This window comes from Lentzea sp. DG1S-22 (assembly GCF_036321065.1).
Classification (GTDB): Bacteria; Actinomycetota; Actinomycetes; order Mycobacteriales; family Pseudonocardiaceae; genus Lentzea; species Lentzea jiangxiensis.
The window spans coordinates 3,945,094-3,969,688 of sequence record NZ_CP143276.1 but is presented as its reverse complement, the minus strand read 5'-3'; the positions used below and the strand labels follow the sequence as shown (position 1 = coordinate 3,969,688).

At 70.5% G+C, this 24,595-nt stretch carries 30 protein-coding genes; 13 read left to right on the top strand and 17 right to left on the bottom strand.

The window, feature by feature from the left end; translation table 11 throughout:
• Nucleotides 1–65: 65 nt before the first annotated feature.
• Nucleotides 66–626, top strand: coding sequence for a PadR family transcriptional regulator (locus tag V1227_RS17620; protein WP_329793674.1), 561 nt, complete (start codon nucleotides 66–68; stop codon nucleotides 624–626).
• Nucleotides 623–1,909, top strand: coding sequence for an FAD-dependent monooxygenase (locus tag V1227_RS17615; protein WP_329793673.1), 1,287 nt, complete (start codon nucleotides 623–625; stop codon nucleotides 1,907–1,909). Before V1227_RS17620 ends, V1227_RS17615 begins: the two co-directional genes overlap by 4 nt.
• Here the strand turns inward: V1227_RS17615 and V1227_RS17610 are convergent.
• Nucleotides 1,875–2,588, bottom strand: coding sequence for a DUF72 domain-containing protein (locus V1227_RS17610; protein WP_329793672.1), 714 nt, complete (start codon nucleotides 2,586–2,588; stop codon nucleotides 1,875–1,877). The genes V1227_RS17615 and V1227_RS17610 overlap by 35 nt on opposite strands.
• 72 nt (nucleotides 2,589–2,660) lie before the next feature.
• On the opposite strand from V1227_RS17610, the gene V1227_RS17605 reads away from it, so the two are divergent.
• From V1227_RS17605 to V1227_RS17595, 3 genes are all read left to right on the top strand, one after another.
• Entirely contained in the window at nucleotides 2,661–2,948 is a 288-nt protein-coding gene (locus tag V1227_RS17605; RefSeq protein ID WP_329793671.1) for a type II toxin-antitoxin system Phd/YefM family antitoxin, read from the top strand.
• The gene (locus tag V1227_RS17600; protein ID WP_329793670.1) at nucleotides 2,936–3,346 is read left to right on the top strand and encodes a type II toxin-antitoxin system VapC family toxin; all 411 of its coding nucleotides are present in this window, start codon (nucleotides 2,936–2,938) and stop codon (nucleotides 3,344–3,346) included. Before V1227_RS17605 ends, V1227_RS17600 begins: the two co-directional genes overlap by 13 nt.
• A gap of 261 nt (nucleotides 3,347–3,607) precedes the next feature.
• Nucleotides 3,608–3,925, top strand: a complete 318-nt coding sequence (locus V1227_RS17595) for a hypothetical protein (RefSeq protein WP_329793669.1) — start codon at nucleotides 3,608–3,610, stop codon at nucleotides 3,923–3,925.
• 48 nt (nucleotides 3,926–3,973) lie between these two features.
• Here the strand turns inward: V1227_RS17595 and V1227_RS17590 are convergent, their stop codons facing one another.
• The 4 genes from V1227_RS17590 to V1227_RS17575 all read right to left on the bottom strand — a co-directional run bounded on the left by V1227_RS17590 (nucleotide 3,974) and on the right by V1227_RS17575 (nucleotide 8,669).
• Entirely contained in the window at nucleotides 3,974–6,082 is a 2,109-nt protein-coding gene (locus tag V1227_RS17590; RefSeq protein ID WP_329793668.1) for a 3-hydroxyacyl-CoA dehydrogenase NAD-binding domain-containing protein, read from the bottom strand.
• On the bottom strand, nucleotides 6,079–7,296 hold the full coding sequence (locus V1227_RS17585) for a thiolase family protein (protein WP_329793666.1): 1,218 nt from the start codon (nucleotides 7,294–7,296) through the stop codon (nucleotides 6,079–6,081). The genes V1227_RS17590 and V1227_RS17585 overlap by 4 nt, the downstream gene beginning before the upstream one ends.
• Before the next feature lie 90 nt (nucleotides 7,297–7,386).
• The gene (locus V1227_RS17580; protein ID WP_329793665.1) at nucleotides 7,387–7,836 is read right to left on the bottom strand and encodes an ABA4-like family protein; all 450 of its coding nucleotides are present in this window, start codon (nucleotides 7,834–7,836) and stop codon (nucleotides 7,387–7,389) included.
• Complete coding sequence (locus V1227_RS17575) at nucleotides 7,833–8,669, bottom strand: hypothetical protein (protein WP_329793664.1); 837 nt, start codon at nucleotides 8,667–8,669, stop codon at nucleotides 7,833–7,835. Before V1227_RS17575 ends, V1227_RS17580 begins: the two co-directional genes overlap by 4 nt.
• A gap of 103 nt (nucleotides 8,670–8,772) precedes the next feature.
• Here V1227_RS17575 and V1227_RS17570 point away from each other — a divergent pair, with 103 nt between their 5' ends.
• The 3 genes from V1227_RS17570 (at nucleotide 8,773) to V1227_RS17560 (ending at nucleotide 9,904) form a co-directional block, all read left to right on the top strand.
• On the top strand, nucleotides 8,773–9,423 hold the full coding sequence (locus V1227_RS17570; protein ID WP_329793663.1) for a MerR family transcriptional regulator: 651 nt from the start codon (nucleotides 8,773–8,775) through the stop codon (nucleotides 9,421–9,423).
• Between the two features lie 71 nt (nucleotides 9,424–9,494).
• Nucleotides 9,495–9,707 carry a hypothetical protein gene (locus V1227_RS17565; protein WP_329793662.1) on the top strand — a complete coding sequence of 71 codons (213 nt, stop codon included), beginning with the start codon at nucleotides 9,495–9,497 and terminating at the stop codon, nucleotides 9,705–9,707.
• On the top strand, nucleotides 9,704–9,904 hold the full coding sequence (locus V1227_RS17560; RefSeq protein ID WP_329793660.1) for a hypothetical protein: 201 nt from the start codon (nucleotides 9,704–9,706) through the stop codon (nucleotides 9,902–9,904). The genes V1227_RS17565 and V1227_RS17560 overlap by 4 nt, the downstream gene beginning before the upstream one ends.
• 87 nt (nucleotides 9,905–9,991) lie before the next feature.
• Here V1227_RS17560 and V1227_RS17555 read toward each other — a convergent pair whose 3' ends face one another.
• The 3 genes from V1227_RS17555 to V1227_RS17545 form a co-directional block, all read right to left on the bottom strand.
• Entirely contained in the window at nucleotides 9,992–10,480 is a 489-nt protein-coding gene (locus V1227_RS17555) for a GNAT family N-acetyltransferase (protein ID WP_329793659.1), read from the bottom strand.
• A 230-nt stretch (nucleotides 10,481–10,710) separates the two neighbouring features.
• Nucleotides 10,711–11,967: a ribonuclease D gene (locus V1227_RS17550; RefSeq protein ID WP_236219555.1), complete on the bottom strand. Its 1,257-nt coding sequence runs from the start codon at nucleotides 11,965–11,967 to the stop codon at nucleotides 10,711–10,713.
• A gap of 70 nt (nucleotides 11,968–12,037) precedes the next feature.
• Nucleotides 12,038–12,754 carry a response regulator gene (locus tag V1227_RS17545; RefSeq protein WP_015099292.1) on the bottom strand — a complete coding sequence of 239 codons (717 nt, stop codon included), beginning with the start codon at nucleotides 12,752–12,754 and terminating at the stop codon, nucleotides 12,038–12,040.
• A gap of 255 nt (nucleotides 12,755–13,009) precedes the next feature.
• Between V1227_RS17545 and V1227_RS17540 the strand changes: the two genes are divergently transcribed.
• On the top strand, nucleotides 13,010–14,155 hold the full coding sequence (locus V1227_RS17540) for a dipeptidase (RefSeq protein WP_329793658.1): 1,146 nt from the start codon (nucleotides 13,010–13,012) through the stop codon (nucleotides 14,153–14,155).
• A 115-nt stretch (nucleotides 14,156–14,270) separates the two neighbouring features.
• Here the strand turns inward: V1227_RS17540 and V1227_RS17535 are convergent, their stop codons facing one another.
• Nucleotides 14,271–14,816 carry a DUF3000 domain-containing protein gene (locus tag V1227_RS17535; RefSeq protein ID WP_236219557.1) on the bottom strand — a complete coding sequence of 182 codons (546 nt, stop codon included), beginning with the start codon at nucleotides 14,814–14,816 and terminating at the stop codon, nucleotides 14,271–14,273.
• 72 nt (nucleotides 14,817–14,888) lie between these two features.
• Here V1227_RS17535 and hemE point away from each other — a divergent pair, with 72 nt between their 5' ends.
• From hemE to hemQ, 3 genes are read left to right on the top strand one after another with little or no spacing between them, the layout of a single operon-like run.
• On the top strand, nucleotides 14,889–15,923 hold the full coding sequence (hemE, locus tag V1227_RS17530; protein ID WP_329793656.1) for a uroporphyrinogen decarboxylase: 1,035 nt from the start codon (nucleotides 14,889–14,891) through the stop codon (nucleotides 15,921–15,923).
• Nucleotides 15,923–17,350 carry a protoporphyrinogen oxidase gene (gene hemG, locus V1227_RS17525; RefSeq protein ID WP_329793655.1) on the top strand — a complete coding sequence of 476 codons (1,428 nt, stop codon included), beginning with the start codon at nucleotides 15,923–15,925 and terminating at the stop codon, nucleotides 17,348–17,350. The genes hemE and hemG overlap by 1 nt, the downstream gene beginning before the upstream one ends.
• A gap of 23 nt (nucleotides 17,351–17,373) precedes the next feature.
• Nucleotides 17,374–18,066: a hydrogen peroxide-dependent heme synthase gene (gene hemQ / locus V1227_RS17520; protein WP_090105006.1), complete on the top strand. Its 693-nt coding sequence runs from the start codon at nucleotides 17,374–17,376 to the stop codon at nucleotides 18,064–18,066.
• Between the two features lie 49 nt (nucleotides 18,067–18,115).
• Here the strand turns inward: hemQ and V1227_RS17515 are convergent, their stop codons facing one another.
• The 8 genes from V1227_RS17515 to V1227_RS17480 all read right to left on the bottom strand — a co-directional run bounded on the left by V1227_RS17515 (nucleotide 18,116) and on the right by V1227_RS17480 (nucleotide 23,843).
• Complete coding sequence (locus tag V1227_RS17515) at nucleotides 18,116–18,487, bottom strand: hypothetical protein (protein WP_329793654.1); 372 nt, start codon at nucleotides 18,485–18,487, stop codon at nucleotides 18,116–18,118.
• A complete protein-coding gene (locus V1227_RS17510; RefSeq protein ID WP_329793653.1) occupies nucleotides 18,480–19,298 on the bottom strand; it encodes a DUF692 domain-containing protein in 819 nt (272 codons plus the stop codon). Before V1227_RS17510 ends, V1227_RS17515 begins: the two co-directional genes overlap by 8 nt.
• Nucleotides 19,298–20,047, bottom strand: a complete 750-nt coding sequence (locus tag V1227_RS17505; protein WP_329793652.1) for a TIGR04222 domain-containing membrane protein — start codon at nucleotides 20,045–20,047, stop codon at nucleotides 19,298–19,300. Before V1227_RS17505 ends, V1227_RS17510 begins: the two co-directional genes overlap by 1 nt.
• A 10-nt stretch (nucleotides 20,048–20,057) precedes the next feature.
• Nucleotides 20,058–20,840, bottom strand: a complete 783-nt coding sequence (locus tag V1227_RS17500) for a TIGR04222 domain-containing membrane protein (protein WP_329793651.1) — start codon at nucleotides 20,838–20,840, stop codon at nucleotides 20,058–20,060.
• Nucleotides 20,841–20,932: 92 nt separating this feature from the next.
• Complete coding sequence (locus V1227_RS17495) at nucleotides 20,933–21,811, bottom strand: TIGR04222 domain-containing membrane protein (protein WP_329793650.1); 879 nt, start codon at nucleotides 21,809–21,811, stop codon at nucleotides 20,933–20,935.
• Between the two features lie 246 nt (nucleotides 21,812–22,057).
• Nucleotides 22,058–22,480, bottom strand: coding sequence for a peptide-methionine (R)-S-oxide reductase MsrB (gene msrB / locus V1227_RS17490; RefSeq protein WP_329793649.1), 423 nt, complete (start codon nucleotides 22,478–22,480; stop codon nucleotides 22,058–22,060).
• A gap of 96 nt (nucleotides 22,481–22,576) precedes the next feature.
• Nucleotides 22,577–22,867, bottom strand: coding sequence for a hypothetical protein (locus tag V1227_RS17485; RefSeq protein ID WP_236219567.1), 291 nt, complete (start codon nucleotides 22,865–22,867; stop codon nucleotides 22,577–22,579).
• Between the two features lie 22 nt (nucleotides 22,868–22,889).
• The gene (locus tag V1227_RS17480; RefSeq protein WP_329793648.1) at nucleotides 22,890–23,843 is read right to left on the bottom strand and encodes an asparaginase; all 954 of its coding nucleotides are present in this window, start codon (nucleotides 23,841–23,843) and stop codon (nucleotides 22,890–22,892) included.
• 100 nt (nucleotides 23,844–23,943) lie between these two features.
• On the opposite strand from V1227_RS17480, the gene V1227_RS17475 reads away from it, so the two are divergent.
• Nucleotides 23,944–24,591, top strand: a complete 648-nt coding sequence (locus tag V1227_RS17475; RefSeq protein WP_329793647.1) for a GntR family transcriptional regulator — start codon at nucleotides 23,944–23,946, stop codon at nucleotides 24,589–24,591.
• Nucleotides 24,592–24,595: the final 4 nt, after the last annotated feature.

The following is a 24,595-nucleotide window of genomic DNA, read 5'->3' as shown; positions in this document are numbered from 1 at the left end:
AGCAGGCTAGTTGACATCACGGTGCGCACCACAAATACTCGGATCCGAGCGATCGGAGGCGAGTGATGAAGAACCCGCTGGGTATGGCGGTGCTGGGGCTGCTGCTGGAATCGCCGTTGCATCCGCACGCGATGGCGGCGACGTTGCGGGAACGCGGCATGGACCGGGCTTTCAAAGTCACGACAGGCTCGCTTTATGACGTGGTGCGCGCGCTCGTGCGGGAAGGCTGGATCGAGGCGCGCGAGACCGTGAAGGTCGGTGCGCGGCCCGAGCGGACGGTCTACGGGCTCACCGCGGCCGGGCGGGAGGAGTTCACCCGCTGGGTCGACCGGCTCGTGCGCGAGCCGCTGGCCGAGTTCCCGAAGTTCCTCTCCGCCGTGAGCTACCTGGGCGCTCTCGGGCCGTCCGGTGCGGTGGAGGCGTTGCGCGAACGCGCGGACCGGCTGCGGGCGTCGCTGGAGGAGATGCGTGCCGGGCACCGGGACGCGCTGGAACAGGTGCCGCGGTTGTTCGTGGTCGAGGTCGAGTACGCGGTCCGAATGGCGGAGGCCGAGCTCAGGTGGGTCGAGGAGATCGTCGGCGACGTCGAGTCCGGGCGGCTCGCCTGGCCGGAGGAGGCGCGATGACGGTGCTGGTGGCCGGGGCGGGACCGGCGGGACTGGTGGTGGCGGCCGAGCTCGCGCTCGCCGGGGTCGGGGTCGAGGTGGTGGACGCGGCCGCGCGGCGCCGGTCGCACCCGCGCGGGTTCACGTTGTCCGCCCGCAGCCTGGAACTGCTCGACCGGCGCGGGATCGTCGACCGGTTCCTCGCCGAGGGGCCCGCGGTGCCGTACGGGATGTTCCTGCCCGGGGTGTTCCTCGACCTGTCGGCCATGGACACCGACCACCCGTACACGCTCGGCATCGCGCAGAACCGCGTCGAGGAACTGCTGGAGGAGTGGCTCGCCGAGCTCGGGGTGCGGGTGCGCTGGGGACAGGAGGTCGTCGACCTCGCGCAGGACCCCGACGGGGTCGACGTCGTCGTCGGTGGTGAGCGCCGGCGCTTCTCGTACCTGGTCGGGTGCGATGGCAGCCGTAGCGTCGTGCGCCACCGTGCCGGCATCGCGTTCCCAGGCGTGGACGCGTCGTCGTACGGGCTGATCGCGGACGTCGAGGCCGATTACGACGCGCTCGCGACCGGTGAGGTGTTCGTGCTGCCACGGCCAGGCTACGTGCGGATCGTGCTCGAAGAGCCGGAGCCGCGCTCCGGTCCCGTCGAGGTCGAGTACGTCCGGGAACTGCTGACCGCGCGGCTCGGGCGTGAGGTCGAGCTGGGAAGACCGTTGTGGCTGAGCAGGTTCTCCGACGCCGCGCGGCAGGCCGAACGGTACGTCCACGGACGGGTCGTCCTGGCGGGAGACGCCGCGCACGTCCACCCGCCGGCCGGGGCGGTCGGCGTGAACGTGGCTCTGGCGGACGCGGTGAACCTCGGCTGGAAGCTGGCCGCGACGGTCTCCGGCCGCGCGCCGGACGGGCTGCTGCAGACCTACCACGACGAGCGGCACCCGGCAGGTGCACGCGTGCTGTCCACAACCCGCGCACAATCGATGCTCGGACGTGAGGACCTCGCACCGGTGCGAGACCTTCTAGCGAACCTGAACGGCAAGCGGCTGGCCGAACTCGTCACCGGCCTCGACATCCGGTACGACCCGCGCATCCCCGGCGACCACCCGTTGCTCGGCAGGCTCGCGCCCAACCGCCCCGTGGTGGTGGACGGCAGGACGACGTCCATCGCCGAGCTGCTGCGTCCCGGACGGCCGGTGCTCCTGCCGGACGACGGCGGGATGCTCATCCGGCCGGACGGTCACGTCGCCTGGGTGGCGGATCCGGCGACGCTCAGCGCCGCGCTGGAGACGTGGACCGGGCCATGAGGTCCAGGGCGTTGCGCGGTGCGGCGCCGTGCATCGTGTTGTCGAAGTAGACGTAGGTGTCGCGGTCCCAGCCGTGGATCTTCTCGGCCCACTCGTCGAGCTGCTCGTCGCTGTACGAACTGATGTACAGCTCGTCGTGCCCGTGCAACCGCACGTAGGCGAAGTCAGCCGTCACGGCCTCGATGCACGGAAACGTCGGTGCGTCCGACACAACGTGAGCGACGTTGTGCGCGCGCAGCAGGTCGAAGTAGGTGTCTGAGCGGAACGACTCGTGGCGCGGTTCGAGGGCGTGCCTGCCCGGCGGGAGCAGCGCGAGGAAGTCGCGCAGGACCGCGTGGTCGAAGCGGAGGGACGGCGGCAGCTGCCAGATGATCGGGCCCTGCTTGTCGCCCAGGGCCAGTGACTCGACGAACGTCCTCAGTGGGTCCTCGACGTCGCGCAAGCGTTTGACGTGCGTGACGAGCTTGGGCCCCTTGACGGCGAACACGAAGTCCGGCGGCGTCTCGGCGACCCACTTGCGGTAGTTCGACGGCGGCTGGAGCCGGTAGAACGAGCTGTTGATCTCGATCGTCCCCACGTGCTCGGCGAGGTGGCCGAGCCAGCGCCGTTGCGGGACGGAGCGGTAGAAGCCGTCGCGCCACTCCGGGTAGCGCCAGCCCGACGTGCCGATTCTGATCATTCCGTCCGGGTATCCGGGCGAGTCTGTAGCTACTCTGTAGCACCTTTTGGCGAACTGCGCTACATTGGTGGTATGCAGCAGCTCAAAGCCATCGGGCAGCGTGAGCTCCGCAACGACAACGCGGAGATCATGCGCCGCGTCGAGGCGGGCGAGAGCTTCGTCGTCACCCGCAACAACAAGCCGGTCGCGCAGCTCTCGCCGTACCGGGAGGAAGCCGTGCCCAGGCCGCCGCTCGGTGACGTCCAGGTGCTGTTCGGCACCCTGCCCCCGGTCGACGCCGACCGCTGGGAGGCCGACCGCCGCGCCGCCGACGAGGTGTTCGGCGCGGACGACCCGCTGGAAGACCCGTGGCAGAGGTGAGGCGCTGCCTGCTCGACACCTGCGTGCTGATCCGGCTCGAGCGGGCGAACCTCGGCGAGTACGTCCACGCGCAGCCGTTCCTGAGCGCCGTCACGATCGCGGAGCTGGCGTTCGGGCTCGACACCGAGGACCCGGTGGAGCGGTTCGCGCGCACCGAGCGGTACTACGCGGCGCTGCAGACGTTCGAGGTGTTGCCGTTCGGCGTGGAGGAGGCCAAGGTCTACGGGCAGATGGCCTCGCTGGTGCGGCGTGCCGGCCGCTCACCCCGGCCGCGGCGGATGGACCTGCAGATCGCGGCCACGGCGGCGGTCGCGGGCCTGCCGGTGCTGACGATGAACGTCAAGGACTTCAAGGACGTCGAACGGCTCGTCGAGGTCGTGCCGATCCGTCAGGTCTGAGCACCGGGGAAGGAGTACCGGCCCAGGCCGACGGTGAACACGAGCATCCCGTACAGCGCGTGCCGGGACCTTGCCGTGCCGCCCGTCGGCGCGGTCCGATGAACCGGTCGCCTCGCGCTCGCACGTCGTCGCCCACACCAGGTCCGCTCCGGTCGCCGCAGGGCCGCCGACGTCGAGCAGGACCGCGGGACGGCAGAACATCACCTGATCGAAACCATCCCGACTGCTAATGCTCGCGCGATTTTTCCCGATACCTGACACATGACTGTCACGGACATCGCGGCGTGGGGGACGGCGAACCACGTGCGAGCCGCTCTCGAACGGCACCTCGCGGGCGCGCTGGTGGAAGTACCCGAGCACGACGAGTCGCCCCGCAGGGCGTTCAGCGAGGCGTTGCGCAAGTCGTTGCTGCTGCGCCAGACGCACCCGTTCGACACGGTCGCGATCGGACTGCCGGACCTGCTGCGCTACCGCGACCTGGTGGCCGGGTCCGAGGTGACGCTGCGCGCGACGAACATCGACGCCTACTTCATCCGCCAGGACGGCAGCGCGGAGCAGTACCTGCCCGAAACGGAGTGAAGCCCCGGCTCCGTCGGGGGAGAGCCGGGGCTTCGCGGTCCTGGACGACTAGGCGGGCACGGACGCCACACCGGGCGCCAGGAACCGCTTGCCGGTCACCTTCTCCGAGATGCCCGTCCGGTCCAGGTACGGCGTGATGCCGCCCAGCCAGAACGGCCATCCGGCGCCGAGGATCATGCACAGGTCGATGTCCTGCGCCTCCGCGACCACGCCCTCGTCGAGCATGATGCGGATCTCCTCGGCCAGGGCCTCCAGCGCGCGGTTCTTCACCTCGTCACCGGTGAGCGGCGTCGAGCCGAACTCCCAGAGCGCCTGGACCTCGGGGTCGACCGTCTGGGCGCCCGTGGAGTCCCACTGCCACACGGCGGTCTTGCCCGCGGCGACGAACTTCTTCATGTTCTCGGACACGGAGAAGCGGTCCGGGAACGCGCCGTGCATCGTCTCCGACACGTGCAGCGCGACGGCGGAACCGACGAGCTGCAGCAGGATCATCGGCGACATCGGCAGGCCGAGCGGCTCGGTGGCCTTGTCGGCGACCTCGAAGGAGGTGCCCTCGTCGACCGACTTGATGACCTCGCCCATGAAGCGGGTCAGCAGGCGGTTCACGACGAACGCGGGCGCGTCCTTCACGAGCACCGAGGACTTCTTGAGCTGCTTGCCGATCGCGAACGCCGTCGCCAGGGTGGCGTCGTCGGTCTGCTCGGCGCGCACGATCTCCAGCAGCGGCATGACCGCGACCGGGTTGAAGAAGTGGAAGCCCACGACGCGCTCGGGGTGCTTGAGCTTCGACGCCATGTCCGTGATCGACAGCGACGACGTGTTCGTGGCCAGGACCGCCTCGGCGGAGACGTGCTCCTCGACCTCGGCGAACACCTGCTGCTTCACGGCGAGGTCCTCGAACACGGCCTCGATCACGAAGTCGGCGTCGGCGAACGCGGCCTTGTCGAGCGAGCCCGACACCAGCGCCTTGAGGCGGTTGGCCTCGTCCGGCGAGATGCGGCCCTTGCCCGCGAGCTTGTCGACCTCGGCGTGCACGTAGCCGACGCCCTTGTCCACGCGCGCCTGGTCGATGTCGGTGAGCACGACCGGCACGTGCAGGCGGCGCAGGAACAGCAGCGCCATCTGCGAGGCCATCAGACCGGCACCGACGACGCCGACCTTGGTGACCTTGCGCGCCAGCGACCTGTCCGGCGCGCCGGCCGGGCGCTTCGCGCGCTTCTGCACCAGGTTGAACGAGTACAGGCCCGCGCGCAGCTCGTCGCTCATGACGAGGTCCGCGAGGCCCTCGGTCTCGGCGGCGTAGCCCTTCTCGAGGTCGTTCTCGCGCGCCAGCTCCAGCAGCTCCAGCGCCTTCTGCGCGCCGGGCGCCGCGCCCTTGGTCTTGCCGCGGACGATGCCCTTGGCGCGCGCGACGGCGGCGTCCCACGCCTCGCCGCGGTCGATCTCCTTGCGGGGCACGGTGATCTCGCCGCGCACGACGCCGGACAGCCACAGCAGCGACTGCTCCAGGTAGTCGGCGGAGTCGAACAGCACGTCCGCGATGCCGAGCTTCAGCGCGTCGGCCGGCTTGAGCATCTTGTTCTGGTTGAGCGCGTTCTCGAAGATCACCGTCACGGCGTCGTTGGCGCCGATCAGGTTCGGCAGCAGCTGCGTGCCGCCCCAGCCCGGGAACAGACCCAGGAACACCTCGGGCAGCGCGATCGCGGCCGCGTTCGACGCGAGCGTGCGGTAGTGGCACGACAGCGCGAGCTCGAGGCCACCGCCCATGACCGCGCCGTTGACGAAGGCGAAGGTCGGGATGTCCGAGTCGGTGAACTTCTTGAAGACGTCGTGGCCGAGCTCGCCGATCGTCACGCCCTGCGAGCGGTCGGTGGCCTGCTCGACGGCGGACAGGTCCGCGCCCACGGCGAAGATGAACGGCTTGCCGGTCACCGCGATGGCGGCGGGGCCGGCCGCGTGGGCCTCGTCGAACGCCGCGCCGAGCGACACGAGCGACTGCGGGCCGAACGTCGACGGGCGGGTGTGGTCCAGGCCGTTGTCGATCGTGATGAACGCGACCGGCTTGTCGAGGCCGGGAACGTCGATCAGGCGCGTCTTGGCGTGGGTGACGACCTCGTCGGGGAAGATCGCCTTTGCTTCCTCAGCGGTGATGGTCACTTGTCGCCACTCCAGTTCGGGTTCTCCCAGATGACCGTTCCACCCATGCCGATGCCGATGCACATGGTGGTGAGGCCGTAACGGACGTCCGGACGCTCGGCGAACTGACGCGAGAGCTGCGTCATCAGCCGCACGCCGCTCGAGGCCAGCGGGTGACCGGTCGCGATGGCGCCGCCCCACTGGTTCACGCGCGGGTCGTCGTCGGCGATCTTGAAGTGGTCGAGGAACGCCAGCACCTGGACGGCGAACGCCTCGTTGATCTCGAACAGGCCGATGTCCTCGATGGACAGGCCCGCGCGCTGCAGGGCCTTCTCCGTCGCGGGCACCGGGCCGACACCCATGACCGACGGGTCGACGCCGAGGAACGAGTAGCCGACCATGCGCATGCCGATCGGCAGGCCGAGCTCGTTCGCGGTGTCCTCGTCGGCCAGGATGCAGCCGGTCGCGCCGTCGTTCAGACCGGCCGCGTTGCCCGCGGTGACCCGGCCGTGCGGGCGGAACGGCGTCTTGAGCTTGGCGAGGTCCTCGACCGTGGTGCCCGGACGCGGCGGCTCGTCGGCCGTCGCGAGGCCCCAGCCGTTCTCCGCCGAGCGCGTCGCGACCGGCACGAGCTCCGGGCCGATCTTGCCCGCGGCCAGCGCGGCCGCGTACTTGGCCTGCGAGGCCGCGGCGTACGCGTCCGCGCGGTCCTTGGTGATCTCCGGGAACCTGTCGTGCAGGTTCTCCGCGGTCTGGCCCATGACCAGCGCGCTCGGGTCGACGATCTTGTCCGACAGGAAGCGCGGGTTCGGGTCGACGCCCTCGCCCATCGGGTGGCGGCCCATGTGCTCGACGCCGCCCGCGATGACGACGTCGTAGGCGCCGAACGCGATGCCGCTCGCCGCCGTGGTGACGGCGGTCATCGCGCCGGCGCACATGCGGTCGACGGCGTAGCCCGGCACCGACTTCGGCAGGCCCGCGAGCAGCGCCGCGGTCCGGCCGATCGTCAGGCCCTGGTCGCCGATCTGCGTGGTCGCGGCGATGGCGACCTCGTCGACGCGCTCCGGCGGCAGCTCGGGGTGCCTGCGCAGCAGCTCACGGATGACCTTCACGACGAGGTCGTCGGCACGGGTCTCGGCGAAAATCCCCTTGGGGCCGGCCTTGCCGAACGGCGTGCGGACGCCGTCGACGAAGACCACGTTCCGAACGCGTGCCGGCGCTGCTGGTGCGGCCACGGCGTCTCCTCCACTTGTGGTGACAACTCTGTCCACTCGGCAGGGGAGCGCGACGTCCCTACCGGTCGGTAACGCCAACTCTAGCCCTAGTTACTGGCCGGTAACCACAGCGGCGCCCCTGTTTTTTGCGTCACACACCTTGCGGATGACCAAGAACAGCGGCAACCCGACCGGGGCCAGCAGGATCGTGATCACCAGAACGGGTGCCATCACCAGCGGGTGCACGTCCAGCCGGCGCCCCTCCAGGTACATCCAGCGCCCGACGAACAGGTCCCACGCGAGCATGTGCGCCCACACCAGCGCCGTGCCCGCGTCCGTGGCCAGGTACTCGGCCAGGGGGCCGATCTCCGGCCGGGTGACCAGCGGCAGCACCGTGGAGAGCTCCGGGACCAGCAGCGCGACGTAGATCAGCGCCGGCGGCAGCACGATCAGGTATGACTCGGCGATCCTCTCCGTCCACGACCACTTCGGCGCGAGGATCATGAGCGCCCAGAACGGCGCCACGACCAGGAACGTCAGGTCGAACAGGGTGGTGGTCATGCGGCGACGAGCTCCTTCTCCGGTTCACGCGCCCACACCAGTCCGAGTGCGGTCGCGGCGATGATCCCGGCCAGCGCGAGCAACGTCGTGCCGTCGGGCTGGACCAGCGACTGGCCGCGCAGGGCCTGCCAGGTCACGAGCAGGAAGATCCCCAGGAACGAGGCGCCGGCGACCCACGCGATCTTCGCGTTGGCGCGGTCGCCGAGCAGTGCGATGACGACCGGCAGCACCTGCAGCGCGTGCATGCCGATGAAGTGGCCGACGCGCAGGTCGCCGTGCTCGGTGCTCCACCCGGTGAGCGCCATGTACGCGCCGCCGTCGGGCGCGCCGACGGTGTGCGAGCCGAGCGTGTCGCCGTCGAGCGCCTGGCCGGGCTTCGGGCTCGTCATGAGGAAGCCGACGCCGAGGCCCAGGAACGAGATCACGAGCCCGAGCCGGATCGACCACGCCAGCGCCTCGTTCTCGAACCTCGTGCGCCACAACAGGACCGCGACGACCGCGTGCGTCAGCCACAGCACCACGATCGTGGTGCCCATGATCGAGAACAGTGCCGCGTCGAGCGGGGTCTCGAAGTTGAAGTGGCTGCGCCTGCCGCGCAGGACCTGGCCGACGATCACGACCATCTCGGCGGCGCCGGCGAGCGCGAGGACGGTGCCCGCCCACCAGCCGACGCGCTGGAACTTCTGCAGGAACGTGAGCAGCCACGCCAGCGTGAACGCGTAGATCGTCAGCGACACGGCGAACTTGAGCGGCTTGAGCCAGATCGGCGAGTTGACCACCGTCCGGTCGTCGACGAGCAGCCCGACCAGCGCGATCGGGATCAGCACTGCCATCGCGAGACCGAAGACCACTAGCGGCCGGTGCCACGTGCGCAACATCTCTTACCCCCTGAATGGATAGCGGCACTCTCTACTATCCGGAAGTTACACTATCCATATGCGTGTTGGCGAGCTTGCGAAGAGAAGCGGCGTCCCGGTGCCGACGATCAAGTACTACCTGCGCGAGGGGCTGCTGCCCGCCGGCGTGCTGACCAGCCCGAACCAGGCGCACTACGACGACGAGCACCTGCGCCGGCTCCGGCTGGTCCGTGCCCTGGTGGACGTCGGCGGTCTCTCGATCGCGTCGGTGCGCGAGGTCCTCGCGGCCATCGACACCCGCGACGAGTCGCTGCACAGCAAGCTCGGCGCGGTGCAGGAGGCGATCAGCCAGCCGAGCGCGGTGGAGCTGGACCCGCTCGCGATCGAGGACGTCCAGGCCTTCTTCGCGCGGCAGGGCGAGACCGAGTGCGTCGACGTCACCGAGAACAACGTGACCCACATGCTCGCCGCGGCGCTCTCCGTGGCCCGTTCGGTCGGTCACGACCACTTCCGCGACCTGCTCGACCCCTACCTCGAGGGGCTGAAGATCATCGCGCAGGCCGATGTGGAGTACATCGCGGGCCGCGGCTCGCGTGACGACGTCATCGAGGCGATGGTCGTCGGCACCCTGATCGGCGACACCGTTCTCAAGGCCGTCCGGCGGCTCGCGCACGTCCAGGTGTCGCGCGACGTGATCGACGGCCGGCCCGACTCCGATCCCCTGAACTGACGGGGTGAGGAGCGGCCGTCCCGCCGGGCACGACGCGAACCGCGCCGGACGGGTTCCGGTACGGACGGCTCATGACGACCCGCGTGCCCTGGGACTCCGGCGGCTACCTCGCGCTCGCTCGCCGCGCCTGCTTCGTCTGCGAGCTCCTCGCCGGCAACCCGGACCACCCGCACCACGTCGCCCACCGGGACGAGGTGGCGATCGTGTTCGCGAGCAGGTCCCCCTCGGCGGTCGGCCACTTCCTGGTGGCGCCGTTCGGGCACCACGAACACGCAGCGGCTTGACCGCGCTGCTGCCCGTCGAGCGGCTCTACGTGCTCTCGCTCGGCAGCCGGCAGGCCAACCGGCACGTGCACCGGCACCTCGTGCCGCTGCCGCCGGCGAAGATCAACAGTTCGCCCTGTTCGAGCCTTCCCGCAGCCACCTCGACCTGCCCGACGACGAGGTCGCGGACTTGGCCCGGCGCCTCGGCGACCAGATGACCAAGTGAGGTGCCAACCGATATATCAGTTCGGGCAGTGCTGAGCTGGCCTTTAGCAACGACTCTTTGGACTTCGTCCGCAAAAAAGTCATTGCAAGGGCTGGTGCAGCAGCCAGCGGACCTCGCCGTCCTGGACCTCGGAGGTGGGCGTGAGACCGGCTGCGGAGGCGACGGCCGCGGAGGCGTGGTGGTCGGGGTGGACGTGGGCGATGACCGTGTGGACGGGCTGGGTCCTCAGCCAGGTGACGAGGCCCTGTGCCGCCTCGCGAGCGATGCCGCGGCCTTGCCACGGGATGCCGACCACCCAGGCGACTTCGGCGACGTGGTCGGTGATGGTCGCCTGGACGGTGCCGGTGAGGCGGTTCTCGTCGCGCAGGGTGATCACCCAGTTCAGCCACCGGGTGCTCGGGTCGGGTGAGCCCGCGGTCAGCCGTTCGTAGCGGGCCCGGAGCGCCTCGGGGGTGAGCAGTGCTCCGCCGGTGAACGTGTGCAGGGCCGGGTCCGCGAGCACCTCGGCCATTTCCGCGGCGTGGTCGACCCGCAAGGGGACCAGGTCCAGGCGGGCGGTGCTGATCACGGGGGACGTCCCTGGTGGCGGTGCGGGGAGGCGGCGACGAGGTCGCCGGTCCGGTCGAGGACGGGTGGAGATCGGCTGCCAGGCAGACGCCCTGGCCGCGCGGACAGCGGGGACGACCCGTTCGGCGCGTTGACGACGGTCCTCGGCGGCGCACTGGGTGACCCAGGCGCGAGGACGTCGAGGCCGTCGTCAACGCACAGCTCTGCTGGACCCGGCTGATCTGCCGGAGGTCAGCCGGCCGGTGGTGGTGCTGTCGCCGCCAGTGCCTTCGTCAGCGCTTCGAGGGTGAGCTCGATCTGCCACGACCGGGCTCCGCCCTCCCGCAGCGCGGACGCCACGGACTCGGGCGAGAGGTCGGCCGGCGGCTGCCAGCAGGTGCGGCGCACGAGGTCGGGCAGCAGCAGGTTCTCCACCGGGAGGGTGTTGGCCTCGGCGATGGCCCCCAGCGCCGCCCTGGTCGCGGTCAGCCGGGCCGCCGCGTCCGGGTCCTTGTCCGCCCAGCGGTTGGGCGGGGGAGGGCCGTCGTGCTGGCCCGCGGGTTCCGGGAGCTCCGCCTTCGTCAGGTTCGCCGCCTTGCGCAGCGCATTCATCCAGACGCCCGCCATGCGGCGCTGGGAACGTCCGCGGAAGACCGGAAGCGCGAGCAGTTCGGCTTCCGAAGAGGGGTTGCGAGCGGCCGCCTCCATCAGGGCGGAGTCCGGGAGGACCCGTCCGGGGGCGATGTCGCGTTCACGGGCCACGGCGTCGCGGGCTTCCCACAGCGCACGCACGAGGGCCAGTTGCCTCTGGTTGCGCACGCGGTGAATGCCCGACGTGCGTCGCCAGGGGTCGGTGCGGGGGCGCGGCAACGGCGCCGTCCGCACCGCCTCGAACTCCTCGAGCGCCCAGGCGAGCTTGCCCTGGCGCTCCAGCTCGGCTTCGAGAACGTCGCGCAGCTGCACGAGCAGCTCCACGTCGAGAGCGGCGTACGTCAGCCAATCGGCGGGAAGGGGCCGGCGCGACCAGTCGGCCGCGCCGTGCCCCTTCTCGAGCCTGTAACCGAGTAGCCGTTCCACCAGCGTGCCCAGCGCGACGCGCTCGAACCCAGCCAGCCTGCCCGCCAGCTCGGTGTCGAACAGCACGCCGGGACGCAGCCCGAGTTCGGCGAGGCACGGCAGGTCCTGGGACGCTGCGTGCAACACCCACTCGGTACCGTCCAGCGCCTGCACCAGCGGGTCGAGCCGTCCGCCCAGGGCGATCGGGTCGACCAACCACGTGCCGGCGCCCTCCCGGCGCAGTTGCACCAGGTAGGCACGTTGTGAGTAGCGGTAGCCCGAGGCTCGCTCGGTGTCCACCGCGACCGGGCCCTTCGCCCCGGCGAGCGCGTCAGCGGCTCGCCGGAGCGCAGCAGGATCGGCGACCACGGGCGGGACCCCATCAGCAGGTTCCGTCAGCGGTACCGGATCTGGTCCGGTTGGTGCGGTTGGCTCGTCGGCGGGTACATCCACAGCGGATGACCCTACGACGATCGCACCACTCACAGGTGTTCTCGGCCGGTTCAGTGCTTCAAACCGGTATCTAACGGATCACGCCGGCACGCATCGCCAGCGCGACCATCTGAGCGCGATCCCCGGTGCCCAGCTTCCGGCCGATCCGCGACAGGTGAGACTTCACCGTCAACGCGGACAGGCTCAGAGCCTCGCCGATCTCCTTGTTGCTCTGGCCATCGGCGACCAGCTGGAGCACCTCGACCTCACGCGCGGAGAGTTCCCGCGGCGTGTTGTCCGTGCCCGGCACCCGAGTACCCGCTGCGAGTACTGGTGCCACGCTCGGATCTGCGTAAACGCCGCCGTCGAGGACCCTGCGCACCCCGTCGGTGACCACCATCGGAGAGGCGGACTTCAGGAGGTACGCCTGGGCGCCCGCCTGGAAGGCCGACCTGACCGCGTAGGGGTCGTCGGAGGATGCGAGGACCACGATGCGGGGCCAGCCCTGGGCACGGAGTTCCGTGACCAGGTCGATGCCGGTGCCATCCGGCAGGCCCAGATCGAGGATCGCGAGGTCGCACGGTCCGGTGGCAAGTGCCCGCGCCCGAGCCTCTGCCACCGATGCGGCCTCATGCACTGTCCCGGCTCCCATTTGGGTGAGCCGAGCTGATATCGCCTCCCTCAGCAGTGGGTGGTCGTCGACCACCAGCACTGAAAAAAGCTCTTCCCGCGGGTGCGGGACCATGTTCGCCGGCAACGAGCCGGCTGGCGTGGTACGAACGGCCTGACCTAAGCCGACGGCAGCCACGTCACTACCTCCCTGGAGTCGGTCGTGCCCCCCGACCGGCACCGGAGACTTTCGTCCAATCAGCCGCGCCACTGATCGACCGAAAGTGGTGTCGTCTGGGGCAGCGTAGCCGCCCATGCGGGTCTACGGGACGATCAATCGGGTATCTATCCCTATTGAGTTGTGACAGATGGCCTCATGTGTCACACGATTGGATGACAACTGGATAGGGGGCGTAACGCGAGGCCCTCTCGGAACGACATCTAGGAGTTGGTTGTGCGGAGCGGTTCGGGTGTCGAACGAGCGCGGGCCCTGCTGCGGCGCGTGCCCCTCGTCGACGGCCACAACGACCTGCCGTGGGCCCTGCGGGAGTTCGGAGAGGGAACCGGCGAGGACGTCTACACGACCGCCGCGAAGATCGACCTCACGGACCGTCATCCCAGCCTGCACACCGACATCGTGAAAATGCGCGAAGGCGGCCTGGGAATGCAGTTCTGGTCCGTCTGGATCCCCGGCAGGCTCGCGGGCGACGGAGCCGTCACCGCCGTGCTGGAGCAGGTCGAGCTGGTCCACGAACTGGCCGTGCGGTACTCCGACCACCTCGGGATCGCGACCACCGCCGCCGAGGCCGAAAAAGTTTTCGCATCCGGGCGTGTCGCGTCCCTGCTGGGCGCCGAGGGCGGCCATTCCATCAACTCTTCACTCGGTGTCCTGCGCGCCCTGCGCCGGCTGGGCGTCCGCTACATGACGCTGACGCACAACGACAACACCCCGTGGGCCGACAGTGCCACCGACCAGCCCGAACACGGCGGCCTGACCGAGTTCGGCCGCGAGGTCGTGCGCGAGATGAACCGGATCGGCATGCTCGTCGACCTGAGCCACGTCGCGCCCAGCACGATGCACGCGGCGCTCGACACGAGCGTCAAGCCGGTGATCTTCAGCCACTCCTCGTGCCGCCACGTCGCGGACCACCCGCGCAACATCCCGGACGACGTCCTGGTCAAGCTGGCGACCAACGGTGGTGTGGCCATGATCACATTCGTCCCGGACTTCGTGTCACCGCGGGTCGCTGAATGGGACGCGGCTCTTCGTGACGCGATGACCGCCGCCGGTGCGAGCCACGCGGACATGGACGAGCGGAAGAAGTTCACGGAGAAGTGGGTCGTCGACCACCCCAAGCCGGTCGCGACGCTCGACGACGTCGTCCTGCACCTCGACCACGCCCGCGAGGTCGTCGGTGTCGACCACATCGGGCTGGGCGGCGACTACGACGGCGTCCAAGCGCTCCCGCAGGGCCTCGAGGACGTCTCGACCTACCCGAACCTCATCGGCGCGCTGCTCGACCGCGGCTGGTCCGAGGACGACTGCACGAAGCTCGCGGGCGCCAACGTTTTGCGCGTGCTGCGCGACGCCGACAACTGACCTGCCGTTTTGTCGTCCGACCCTTTGCAACTGGTCTTTTGCGGACGTCCGCAAAAGACCAGTTGCAAAGGTGGGAGCGTGCGAAATGGCTGTTGATATATGGGATATCGGTGAATCAGGAGCGCTGGCCGAACAACGTCACGCCGACCGGGGGCAGCCCCACGGCCGTCGCCATCAGTTCGTAGAACGCGGTGCCGTGCTCGGCGAGCTCGCCGTCGAGCGCCGTCCACGACGCGCGCAGCTCCAGGTCGTCCGTGCGAGCCGGACCGGCGATGTCGCCGAACCTCGCCGACGACGTCTGCGTCACGGTGCCGCCCAGCGCGGTGAACCGCGCACCGGACTGGTCGAGGGCCTCGGTCAGCCACGACCACCCGACCTCGGGCAGCAGCGGGTCGGAGGCGAGCTCGTGGTCCAGTTCGACGCGCACGTACGCCACGACGCGCAGGACACCGCCCCACGCCTCGTCGCCGTCCGGGTCGTGCAGCAGGACGAGCCTTCCGGTCGACAGCTCGTCCGAGGGACCCGTGACCTCAGCCGTGAGCGCGTACGCCCACGGGGCGAGCCGCTGCGGCGGGCGAACTTCGGTGAGTTCGATCTCGGGCCTGTGGCGAACCGACTTGAGCGTCCCCACCGCCCGGCGGAAGATTTCCGGCTCGGTCACACAACTGACTGTATGCCTCGGAAACCGACCGAGTGACGGCGGCACGCCGGGACGTGGGACCATGAAAGAGATATGACTTCTTCAGTTCCCCTCCTCGTGGCCGCAAGTGGCGGCACCCCGTCGCACACCCCTGTCTGGTTCATGAGGCAGGCGGGACGGTCGTTGCCCGAGTACCGGGCGCTCCGCCAGGGCACCGCGATGCTCGACGCGTGCATGGACCCGGAGATGGTCTGCGAGATCACCATGCAGCCGGTTCGGCGGCACGGGGTCGACGGCGCGATCCTCTTCTCCGACATCGTGGTGCCCCTCAAGGCGGCCGGTGTCGACCTCGACATCGTCGCGGGCACCGGTCCCGTCGTCGCGAACCCGGTCCGCACGCTCGACGACGTGAAGGCGCTGCCCGCGCTGCACGCCGAGCAGGTGCAGCCGGTCGCCGACGCGATCGGGCTGCTGCTCAAGGAACTGCCGCGGGAAGTCGCCCTGATCGGCTTCGCGGGGGCGCCGTTCACGCTCGCCTCGTACCTCGTCGAGGGCGGCCCGAGCAAGAACCACGAGCGCACCAAGGCGCTCATGCACGGCAACCCCGAGCTGTGGCACGCGCTGCTCGCGAAGATCGCCGACGTCACGGCGGCCTTCCTGCACGCGCAGCTCGACGCGGGCGTGCAGGCGGTCCAGCTGTTCGACTCGTGGGCGGGCGCGCTGTCCGAGCGCGACTACCGCGAGTTCGTCCTGCCGCACTCGAAGCGCGTGCTGGAGACGATCAGCACCGTTCCGAGGATCCACTTCGGCGTCGGCACGGGCGAGCTGCTGCCCGCCATGCGCGAGGCCGGCGCGGACGTCGTCGGCGTCGACTGGCGCCTGCCGCTCGACGTGGCCGTGCGGCGGCTGCGCGAGGCCGCCCCGGACCTGCCGGAGCCGGTCGTGCAGGGCAACCTCGACCCGGCGCTGTTCTTCGCGGGCTTCGAGGCCGTCGAACGCGAGGTGCGCCGCATCCACGCCGAGGGCAAGGCCGCCCGCGGCCACATCTTCAACCTCGGCCACGGCGTCCTGCCCGACACGGACCCGGAGATCATCACCCGCACCGTCGAACTGATCCACAGCCTGTAATGCACGCCAGAGCACCGCACGTCGCCATCGTCGGGGGAGGCATCTCCGGACTCGCCGCCGCGCACCGCCTGAGGATGCTGCTCGGCCCCGACGCCAGGATCACGGTGGTCGAGCAGTCCGACCGGCTGGGCGGCAAGCTGCGCACCACCGAGCTCGCCGGCGTGCGGTTCGACGTGGGCGCGGAGGCGTTCCTGCACCGCAAGCCCGAGGCGCAGGAGCTGATCGGCGAGATCGGGCTGCGGGACCACGTCGTGCACCCGACGGGTGTGAAGGCGAGCGTCCACGCGGCCGGGCGCACGCACCAGTTGCCGGCGCACACGTTCATGGGCGTCCCGGCGAGCGTCGAGAGCGTGCGGCACGTGCTGTCGTCCGAGGGCGCGCTGCGGGTCGAGATGGAACCCACGCTGCCGCCGGTCTCGCTCGGCGGCGGGGACGTCGCCGTCGGCGCGCTCGTGAAGGACAGGTTCGGCCCGGAGGTCGCGGACCGCCTGGTCGGCCCGCTGCTCGGCGGTGTCTACGCGGGCCGCGCCGACGAGCTCGGCCTGCGCGCCACGATGCCGCAGATCGCGACGCTGCTCGACAAGGGTGTCGGGTCGCTGCTCGCGGCCGCCGCGATGACGATGCCCGCGCCACCGCAGCCCCGCGCGGTCCGCCCGCCGGTGTTCGCGTCGCTGGCGAACGGCGTCTCGTCGCTCGTCGACCGGCTCGCCGAGGTCGCGAAGCCCGAGGTGCGGCTGGGCCTGCCGGTGCGGGTGCTGTCGTGGCTCGGCGACGGCTGGCGCCTCGAGATCGGCTCGGCCGCGACCCCGGAGTACCTGGAGTGCGACGGCGTCGTGCTCGCGGTCCCCGCGCCGTCCGCGCGCAAGCTGCTGCACGAGATCGCCCCGCAGGTGTCCGCCGCGTACGGCAAGGTCGAGGTGGCCTCCATGGCCGTCGTCGCGCTCGCCCTGCCGCCGGGCACCGTGCTGCCGGACCGCTCCGGCGTGCTGATCGCGGAGGGGGAGCGGTACTCCGACCGCATCACCCCGTTCACCGCCAAGGCCTTCACGTTCTCCAGCCGCAAGTGGGCGCACTACGGCGAACCCGTGATCCTGCGCGGCTCGGTCGGGCGGCACGGCGAGACGGCGCTCCTGCAACGCAGCGACGCCGACCTCGTCAAGGCCGTCCGCAACGACCTCCACGAGCTGACCGGCGTCAAGGAAGCGCCGATCGACTACGTGGTCCAGCGCTGGGGCGGCGGGCTGCCGCAGTACGGCGTCGGCCACGTCGACCTCGTCGACACCATCGAGCGCGGCATCGCCGACGTGCCGGGCCTCGCCGTCGCGGGAGCCACGCTGCACGGCGTGGGCGTGCCGGCGTGCATCGCGACCGCGGACGCGGCCGCCGCCCGTGTCGCAGCACACCTGCTGGGCCGCGTTCGCCGCTGAGAGGACCGTGCCAAGATGGACGTATGGCGCGCTTGAACTACAACGAGCTCAACGACACCATCCGCTACACGATGTGGTCGGTGTTCCGGGTCGAACCCGGCAAGCTTCCGGACGACCGTTCGGCGGCGGCCAGCGAGACCCAGGACTACCTGGACGCGTTGGAGGGCAAGGGCGTCGTCGTCCGCGGTGTCTACGACGTGGCCGGTCTGCGCGCCGACGCGGACTACATGATCTGGTGGCACGCCGAGGAGATCGAGCAGGTCCAGGCCGCGTACACCGGCTTCCGCCGCACGCCGCTCGGCAAGGTCTCCACGCCGGTCTGGTCGCAGGTCGCCCTGCACCGCCCCGCGGAGTTCAACCGCAGCCACATCCCCGCGTTCCTCGCGGGTGAGGAGGCGCGCAAGTACGTGTGCGTCTACCCGTTCGTGCGGTCCTACGAGTGGTACCTGCTGCCGGAGGAGGACCGCCGCAAGATGCTGGCGGACCACGGCAAGGAGGCCCGCGACTTCCCGGACGTGCGCGCGAACACCGTCGCGTCGTTCGCCCTCGGCGACTACGAGTGGCTGCTGGCGTTCGAGGCGGACGAGCTGCACCGCATCGTCGACCTCATGCGCCACCTGCGCGGCACCGAGGCCCGTCTGCACGTGCGCGAGGAGATCCCCTTCTACACGGGCACCCGCGTCCCGGCCGCCGAGCTGGTCCTGAACCTGCCGTGAGGGCGGTCCAGGCCGTCCGGAGCGGGCGGCCGGGACCCCTCCGGGTCGATCAGTTCGACTGCCAGAACTTCCAGCGAGCCTTGCGCTTCGCCGACAACTCACCCGCGGCGCGGCACCATTCCGCGAACGATGCGGCGTCCTCGCGGGCGCGTGACCCCGCTCGACGTGGGTGTTCGACGGCGTAGGCGTCGAACAGCGGCCGGAACCGCTCGCCGAGCTCGTCGGCGACAGCGGGGCCGAGCATCCGCACGATGCCGCGTCGCTTCGACAGCAACGCGCGCCGTTCGACGGCGAGGCGTTGTTCGTCGAATCCCGCCGGGGCCGGTCCGTTCGCGAGCAGCGCGGTCAACAGCTCGGCCTGCCGGGCGGCGAGCCTCGCGCGGGCGGCGGGGACGTCGTCCTCGTTCACGACTTCAGCCACGGTGCTTGTCCACGACGGCGCGGATCGCGGCCAGTTCCGCCTCGATCTCCGCGTCGGACGGGTAGTTGTCGTCGCGTTCCAGCAGAACGCCCGGAGGGCTGACCCGCGAGCACAGTTCGTCCAGCACTTCCAGGACTTCCGGCAGGACCGCGTGGGCGTGCGTGTCGTGGTAGATGTCGCCGTGCTGCTCGCCGCCGGCCACGTGCACGTAGGCCAGCCGTTCGAGCGGGATCTCGTCGAGGAACCGCTCCGGGTCCGTGCCGATGTTGCGGGCGTTGGCGTAGAGGTTTGCGACGTCGACGAGCAGCCAGCAGTCCGTGCGCTCCACGAGCTCGGCGAGGAACTGGCCCTCGGACAGCTCGCCGTCCGGCCACTCCAGCAGCGCGGCGACGTTCTCGAGCGCGAGCGGCACCGGCAGGTTCGCCTGGGCCAGCTTGACGTTCGCGACGAGCACGTCGAGCGCGTCCCTGGTGCGCGGCACCGGCATCAGGTGGCCGGAGTCGAGCCCGCCCGCCCGCACGAAGCACACGTGGTCGCTGACCATCGGCGCCCCGACGGCCTCGGCGACGGCGCCCAGGTGCTCGACCCGGTGCAGGTCGACCTCGTCGGCACCGCCCAGCGACAGCGACACGGCGTGGGGGAGCACCGGAACTCCGCGCTCCAGCAGCAGCGTGACCGACTCCGGCAGGTGTCCGATGTGGAGGTTCTCGGCGACGACCTCGACGAAGTCCACGCCGGGCAGCCGTTCCACGGTCAGGTCGATCTCCGAGCGCCAGCCGATGCCGACACCCAGGTCCTCGATCCCCGCCATCAGTCGCCCCCTCCGCCGCCGCCACAACCGCCGCCACCGCAGCTGCTGCTGCCCGACGAACACCCACTGCTACCACAAGAACTGCTGCCGCACCCGCTCCCGCAGCTGCCGCACCTGTCGTCCTCGGTGCGCTTCCTCTTCTTGCGCGGGACCGTCCGGACGACGCTCTGCGGCAGTCCGAAGAGGTCGCCGGCGTTCCGGTCGCCGACCCGGCCGCGGAAGCCGTGCAGCGCGACCGTGAGCACCCTGTCGTCCGCCGTCACGCCCTCCATCGCCGCCCTGCCCGCCCTGGTGACCGGACGAGCGCCGAACGACCACCAGGAGGCCCCGAACAGCGCCGCGGTGCCTACGAGCAGGGTCGGCTCGGTGATGGCGGCCAGAGCGAGGAACGACCCGATCACCAGGAAGATCCACCACAGCCGCATCCGGGGACGGGGGTTGCGGATCAGCTTCCGCTCGCGCAGCCCCTGCTGCAGCACCCGCATCTCCAGGCTGTTCGCGGAGGCCTGCACCACCTGACCGAACTGCACGGGTTTGGTGAGCCGGCCGAGCATGCGCGTCTCGACCACCGTGACGCCGCCGCCGCTCTGGTGCACGGGGGACACCCGGCCGTCGCGCGCGACCCGCACCACGCCGGCGTCGAGCAGCCGGGCCAGAGCGGTCTCGGCCGCCCTGCCCGGTCCCGCCGTCAGGAAGCCGATCTCCTCGGGGGACAGGACCGTCGCCCGGGAGGTCGTCGGAGTCACCATCAGTTCTCCCTCAACTGCTGGAGCTGCTGCAACTGCTGCTGGAACTGGAGCTGCCGCAACTCGAACTCGAGCTGCTGCTGCTCGAACAACTGCTGGAACCGCAACTGCTCGCGCTGGAGCAGCTCGACGAGCCGCCGCAGCTGTGGTGGCTCCAGTCGTAGGAGCCGCAACCGCTGCCGACGTGCGAAGTGGACGAACCGGAGGACTTGACCGCGCGCTGCTTGCCCCGCCGCAACCCGAACAACGCCACCGCGTCCGCACTGCTGCTCGTCGACCTGAACGCGTACCGCACCACGATCTTGCCGTTCGCCGTGAGTCTGCCCTTGTCCCGCAACAGGAGCGCGGTCACCAGCACCATGCCCGTCAGCACGAGCACCAGGGGTTCGACCGCGAGCGCCACGAACAACGAGGCGAACGCCATCAGGAACAGCACTACCCGCAACGCGGTCTTGCCGCCGCGGGGCCTGCCCCACGAGGAGCGCACCACCCCGCGGGCGACGAGGCTCTGGTGCAGCGCGCCCATCTCGTGGCTCGTCATCGCCACCTGCACGACCTGCTGGACCGGCCGCGGCGTCCCGTGCAGTCCCGCCAGGACGTACGCCTCCAGAGGACTGGTGGCGCCGTAGGTGTTCTGGTGGACGGCGGTCACGAGTCCCTCGCGGGAGACGCGCACGAGACCGCCGTCCATCAGCCGGGCGAGAACGGCTTCCGCCGCCCTGCCCGGTCCCCCTGCCAGGAACCCGATCTCCTCCGCGGTCCACGTGGTCCGCTGCGGTGTCGAAGGCGTGGACATCAGCACTCCCCTCACTGGTGCCTGTGCTTCTTCGACGTGAGATCTACCCCTGGGTTCCTCGCGTTACCTGAAAAGAACAAGGGGGAGACGGCTCAGCTGCCCCCGCCGCAGCCGCCACCGCACCCACCGCCCCCGCCGCAGCTGCTGCCGCTCGAACACGAGGAAGAGCTGGACGAACACCCGCTGTAGCCGGTGGTCGCCGACGTGGTGGAGGACGAGGCGAGCAGCGAGCTGCGCACCGCCAGGTCCGGGTACACGCCGAGGCCGCCGAAGAGAACCGCTCCGGCCGCGCCCGCGTAGAGGGCCTCGTCCCCGCTCGCCGCCCTGGTGCGGGCGCCGCGGGCGGCCTCCAGCACCCTGGTGCCCTTGGCGGTGCGGATGTGCTTGCCGCGCCGCGTGAGGAGCACGATCAGCAGGACCGTCAGGACGAGCTGGACGGAGAGCCAGCCGATGTCCGCGCCGATCGCGATGCCGTTGACCCAGCGGGCGACACCGATCGCCAGCAGGACCCACAACGCGGCACACCCCTTGTGCAGCGCGCTCTTGGCGACGGCCGGGTGCACGACCAGGCCCATGTCCTCGAGCCGCCGGCCGATCGCGGTGACCGCGTCGTCCTGGGCGACGGCCGGGATCATCAGGTTGACCGTGCGGTTGGTGTAGCGCTGGCCGTCGGTCACCACCGCGCGGTCCACCGGGTTCACCGAGTGCGTGGTGGACGTCACCTGCACCGTGCCGCGCCGGGACGTGCGGAGCTCACCCGCGGTGAGCAGGCGCGCGAGGGACGTCTCGACCACGCGCCTCGGACCGCCTGCGAGGTAGGCGAGTTCGTCCATGTCCAGGGAGCGCACGGGCTGGTCGCCGTGACCCGCCCGCACGCGTACCCGGACGACGATCGCGACCAGCACCGCCAGTGCCAGCCCGATCCAGTACAACTGGAGGAACTCCGGTCCGGACAACCCCCAAGCCTTCATGCGACCCACCCCCTGAACTGCCCCGAATGTGCTTCGGTGCGTTCATGGTGTGGTCCGCGCCACAGCCCCACAAGGCTTGTTGACGAAGCCTTAGGGTTGCCCGTCACCGGTCGGCGGACGAGGCGCCTCGACTAGCTCGACGAGCCGCCGTCGACTCCGCTGGAGCCTTCACCGTCGGTACCGAAGAAGTTCATGGTGCCTCCCAGGTCGGTCCGGTCCGGTCGACCGGACTCCTCCTGCAGTCTCCTATTCGGACGGAACGAGTTTCAAGGAAACCGAGTTGATGCAGTACCGCTGGTCCGTCGGGGTGGGGTAGCCCTCGCCCTCGAAGACGTGCCCGAGGTGGCTGTGGCAGGCCGCGCAGAGCACCTCCACGCGCTTCATGCCGAGGGTGCGGTCCTCGCGCAGGATGACCGAGTCACCGGCCAGCGGCGAGAAGAACGACGGCCAGCCGCAGTGCGAGTCGAACTTGGTGTCGCTGCGGAACAGTTCGGCCCCGCACGCACGGCACTCGTAGACGCCCTCGGTCTTGGTCTCGGTGTACTCGCCGGTCCACGGACGCTCGGTGCCGGCCTGGCGCAGCACCGCGAACTCGGCGGGGTTGAGCAGCGTGCGCCATTCCTCTTCGGATCGCACGACTTTGGGGGTGGCGCCGACAACAGGTTCCATGTCTCTTTATAACGCCGACGCGCTCGTGAGGCTTCCCGGCGCGACGTTTCCCGTGCGAGGTCGTAAGACCTCGTTGAGAACTCGTTCTCGTCCGGGTCAGAAGATGATGGTGAGGATGTCGCCCAGCGCGAACCAGATCGTGAGCAGGACGCCCAGCAGCAACAGGCCCACGACGATGACGGCGACGAGCCGCTGGTGCCCCGTCGTGCGGTTCGCCGAGTCGGCGAAGTCCCGCACACCGTCGAGGTAGCCCTCGACGGTGTAGCCGGGACGCTGCCGCTGCATCCGGTCCAGGTGGTCCGCGAACGCCTTCGTCTCCGGGTCGTGCGGGTCGAGGCCGATCAGTTCCTCCTGGAACTTCTCGTCCTCGTCCTTCGGATCGCCCATGGGCCCCAGTTTAGTGGCTTGGTCAGCCCGCGAGCGCGAGCGACGGCTTGACGGCGCCCACGGCGCGGCCGTGCCCGAGGACCGGGACGGTGGCGAGGTCCTCGACCGCGCTCACGTCCACCCCGAGGCGCTTGAGCACCGCGATGACGACGACGGCACGGGCGCGCGACGAGCCGTCCGCGATCTTCAGCGCCACGCCCTCGCCGGAGGGGAGGCCCACGGCGTAGACGCCCTCGGCGCCGTCCTTGGCGATGACGCCGGGCAGGGCGCCCATCAGGGCCGTGACGTCACGGCCGGTGCCGCCGACCCACTCCGGGTGGGCGTTCATCGCGGCGGCGACGCGGTGCTCCAGCGTGCCGGGGGTGGCGCTGGCGAGGCGGCCGAACGCGCGGGCGAGGCCGGTGAGGCTGATGGCGAAGATCGGGGCGCCGCAGCCGTCCACGCCCACCTGGGCGACGGGCTCGCCGGCCACGTCCTCGATCGTGCGGCGGGTCGCGACCTGCAGCGGGTGCGCCGGGTCGAGGTAGTCCTCCGTCGACCAGCCGTTGACGGCGCAGGTGGCGAGCATGGCGGCGTGCTTGCCCGAGCAGTTCATGTACTTCGGCGCGGCGGCGAGGCCCCGGGCGAGGTGCCGGGCGCGGGCCTGCTCGCCGAGGGGCAGGTCGGGCGTGCACCGGAGGGCTTCCTCGCCGAGGCCGGCCGAGGAGAGGATCTCCAGGGCGCCGGCCACGTGGAAGTCCTCTCCCGAGTGGGAGGCGCAGGCGAGCGCGAGCAGCGGGCCGTCGAGGTCGAGGCCGCTGCGCAGCATCGCGAGGGCCTGGAGCGGCTTGTTGGACGAGCGCGGGAACGTGATGTCGTCCGGCCTGCCGACGGACAGGGCCGGGGCGCCGGACGCGTCGGTGGCGACGACGGTGCCGTGGTGCACCGACTCGAGGAAGTCGCCCCGCCAGACCTCTGCCACCACTTCGTGTCCCATGTCGCCCCTTTCGCACCCGAAAACTGCCAACTGTCGACAGTTGACACGTTCGCTAGCTTAGCGGGAGGACGGCCGGTGCCGTCCAGATCAGGAGACGAAGGTGACACCCCCGCTGCACCTCAGCCTGGCCGGGCAGGCCGTGGACGTCCTGCGCGAACAGGTGCTGACGGGCGAGATCGCGCCGGGCTCGCGGGTCAACGAGGTCGAGGTCGCGCAGAAGCTCGGCATCAGCCGCGGCCCGTTGCGCGAGGCGATCCGGCACCTCGCCTCCGAGGGGCTGCTGATGCTGGTGCCCCACCGCGGCGCGTTCGTGCCCGATGCCACGCCCGAGGACGTCAAGGCCCTGTTCGAGCTGCGCACCGCCCTGGAGTGCGCGGCGGCCGAGCTGGCGGCGTCCCGGCGGACCGACGTCGACCTGGTGCGGCTGCAGGAGGTCTGCGCGGAGAGCCGCCGCAACTACCGGGCGGGGCAGCCGTTCCCGTACCGGCTCGACCTCGCGTTCCACCAGTCGCTGCTCGATGCGGCCCGCAGCCCGCGCATCGCGGAGCAGGTGCGGCTCGTGCAGCAACGCGTGGTGCTCCTGCGCAGCGCGCTGGAGGACGACCCACCGCACCAGCACGCGTCGCTGGACGACCACGACGAGCTCGTCCGGGCCGTTGCGGACGGCGACGCGGCCAAGGCGTCCGCGGTGATGCGCCGCCACCTCTCCCGCGTGTGTGCGCAGATGCTCACGAGCCTGAACCACTAGCTTC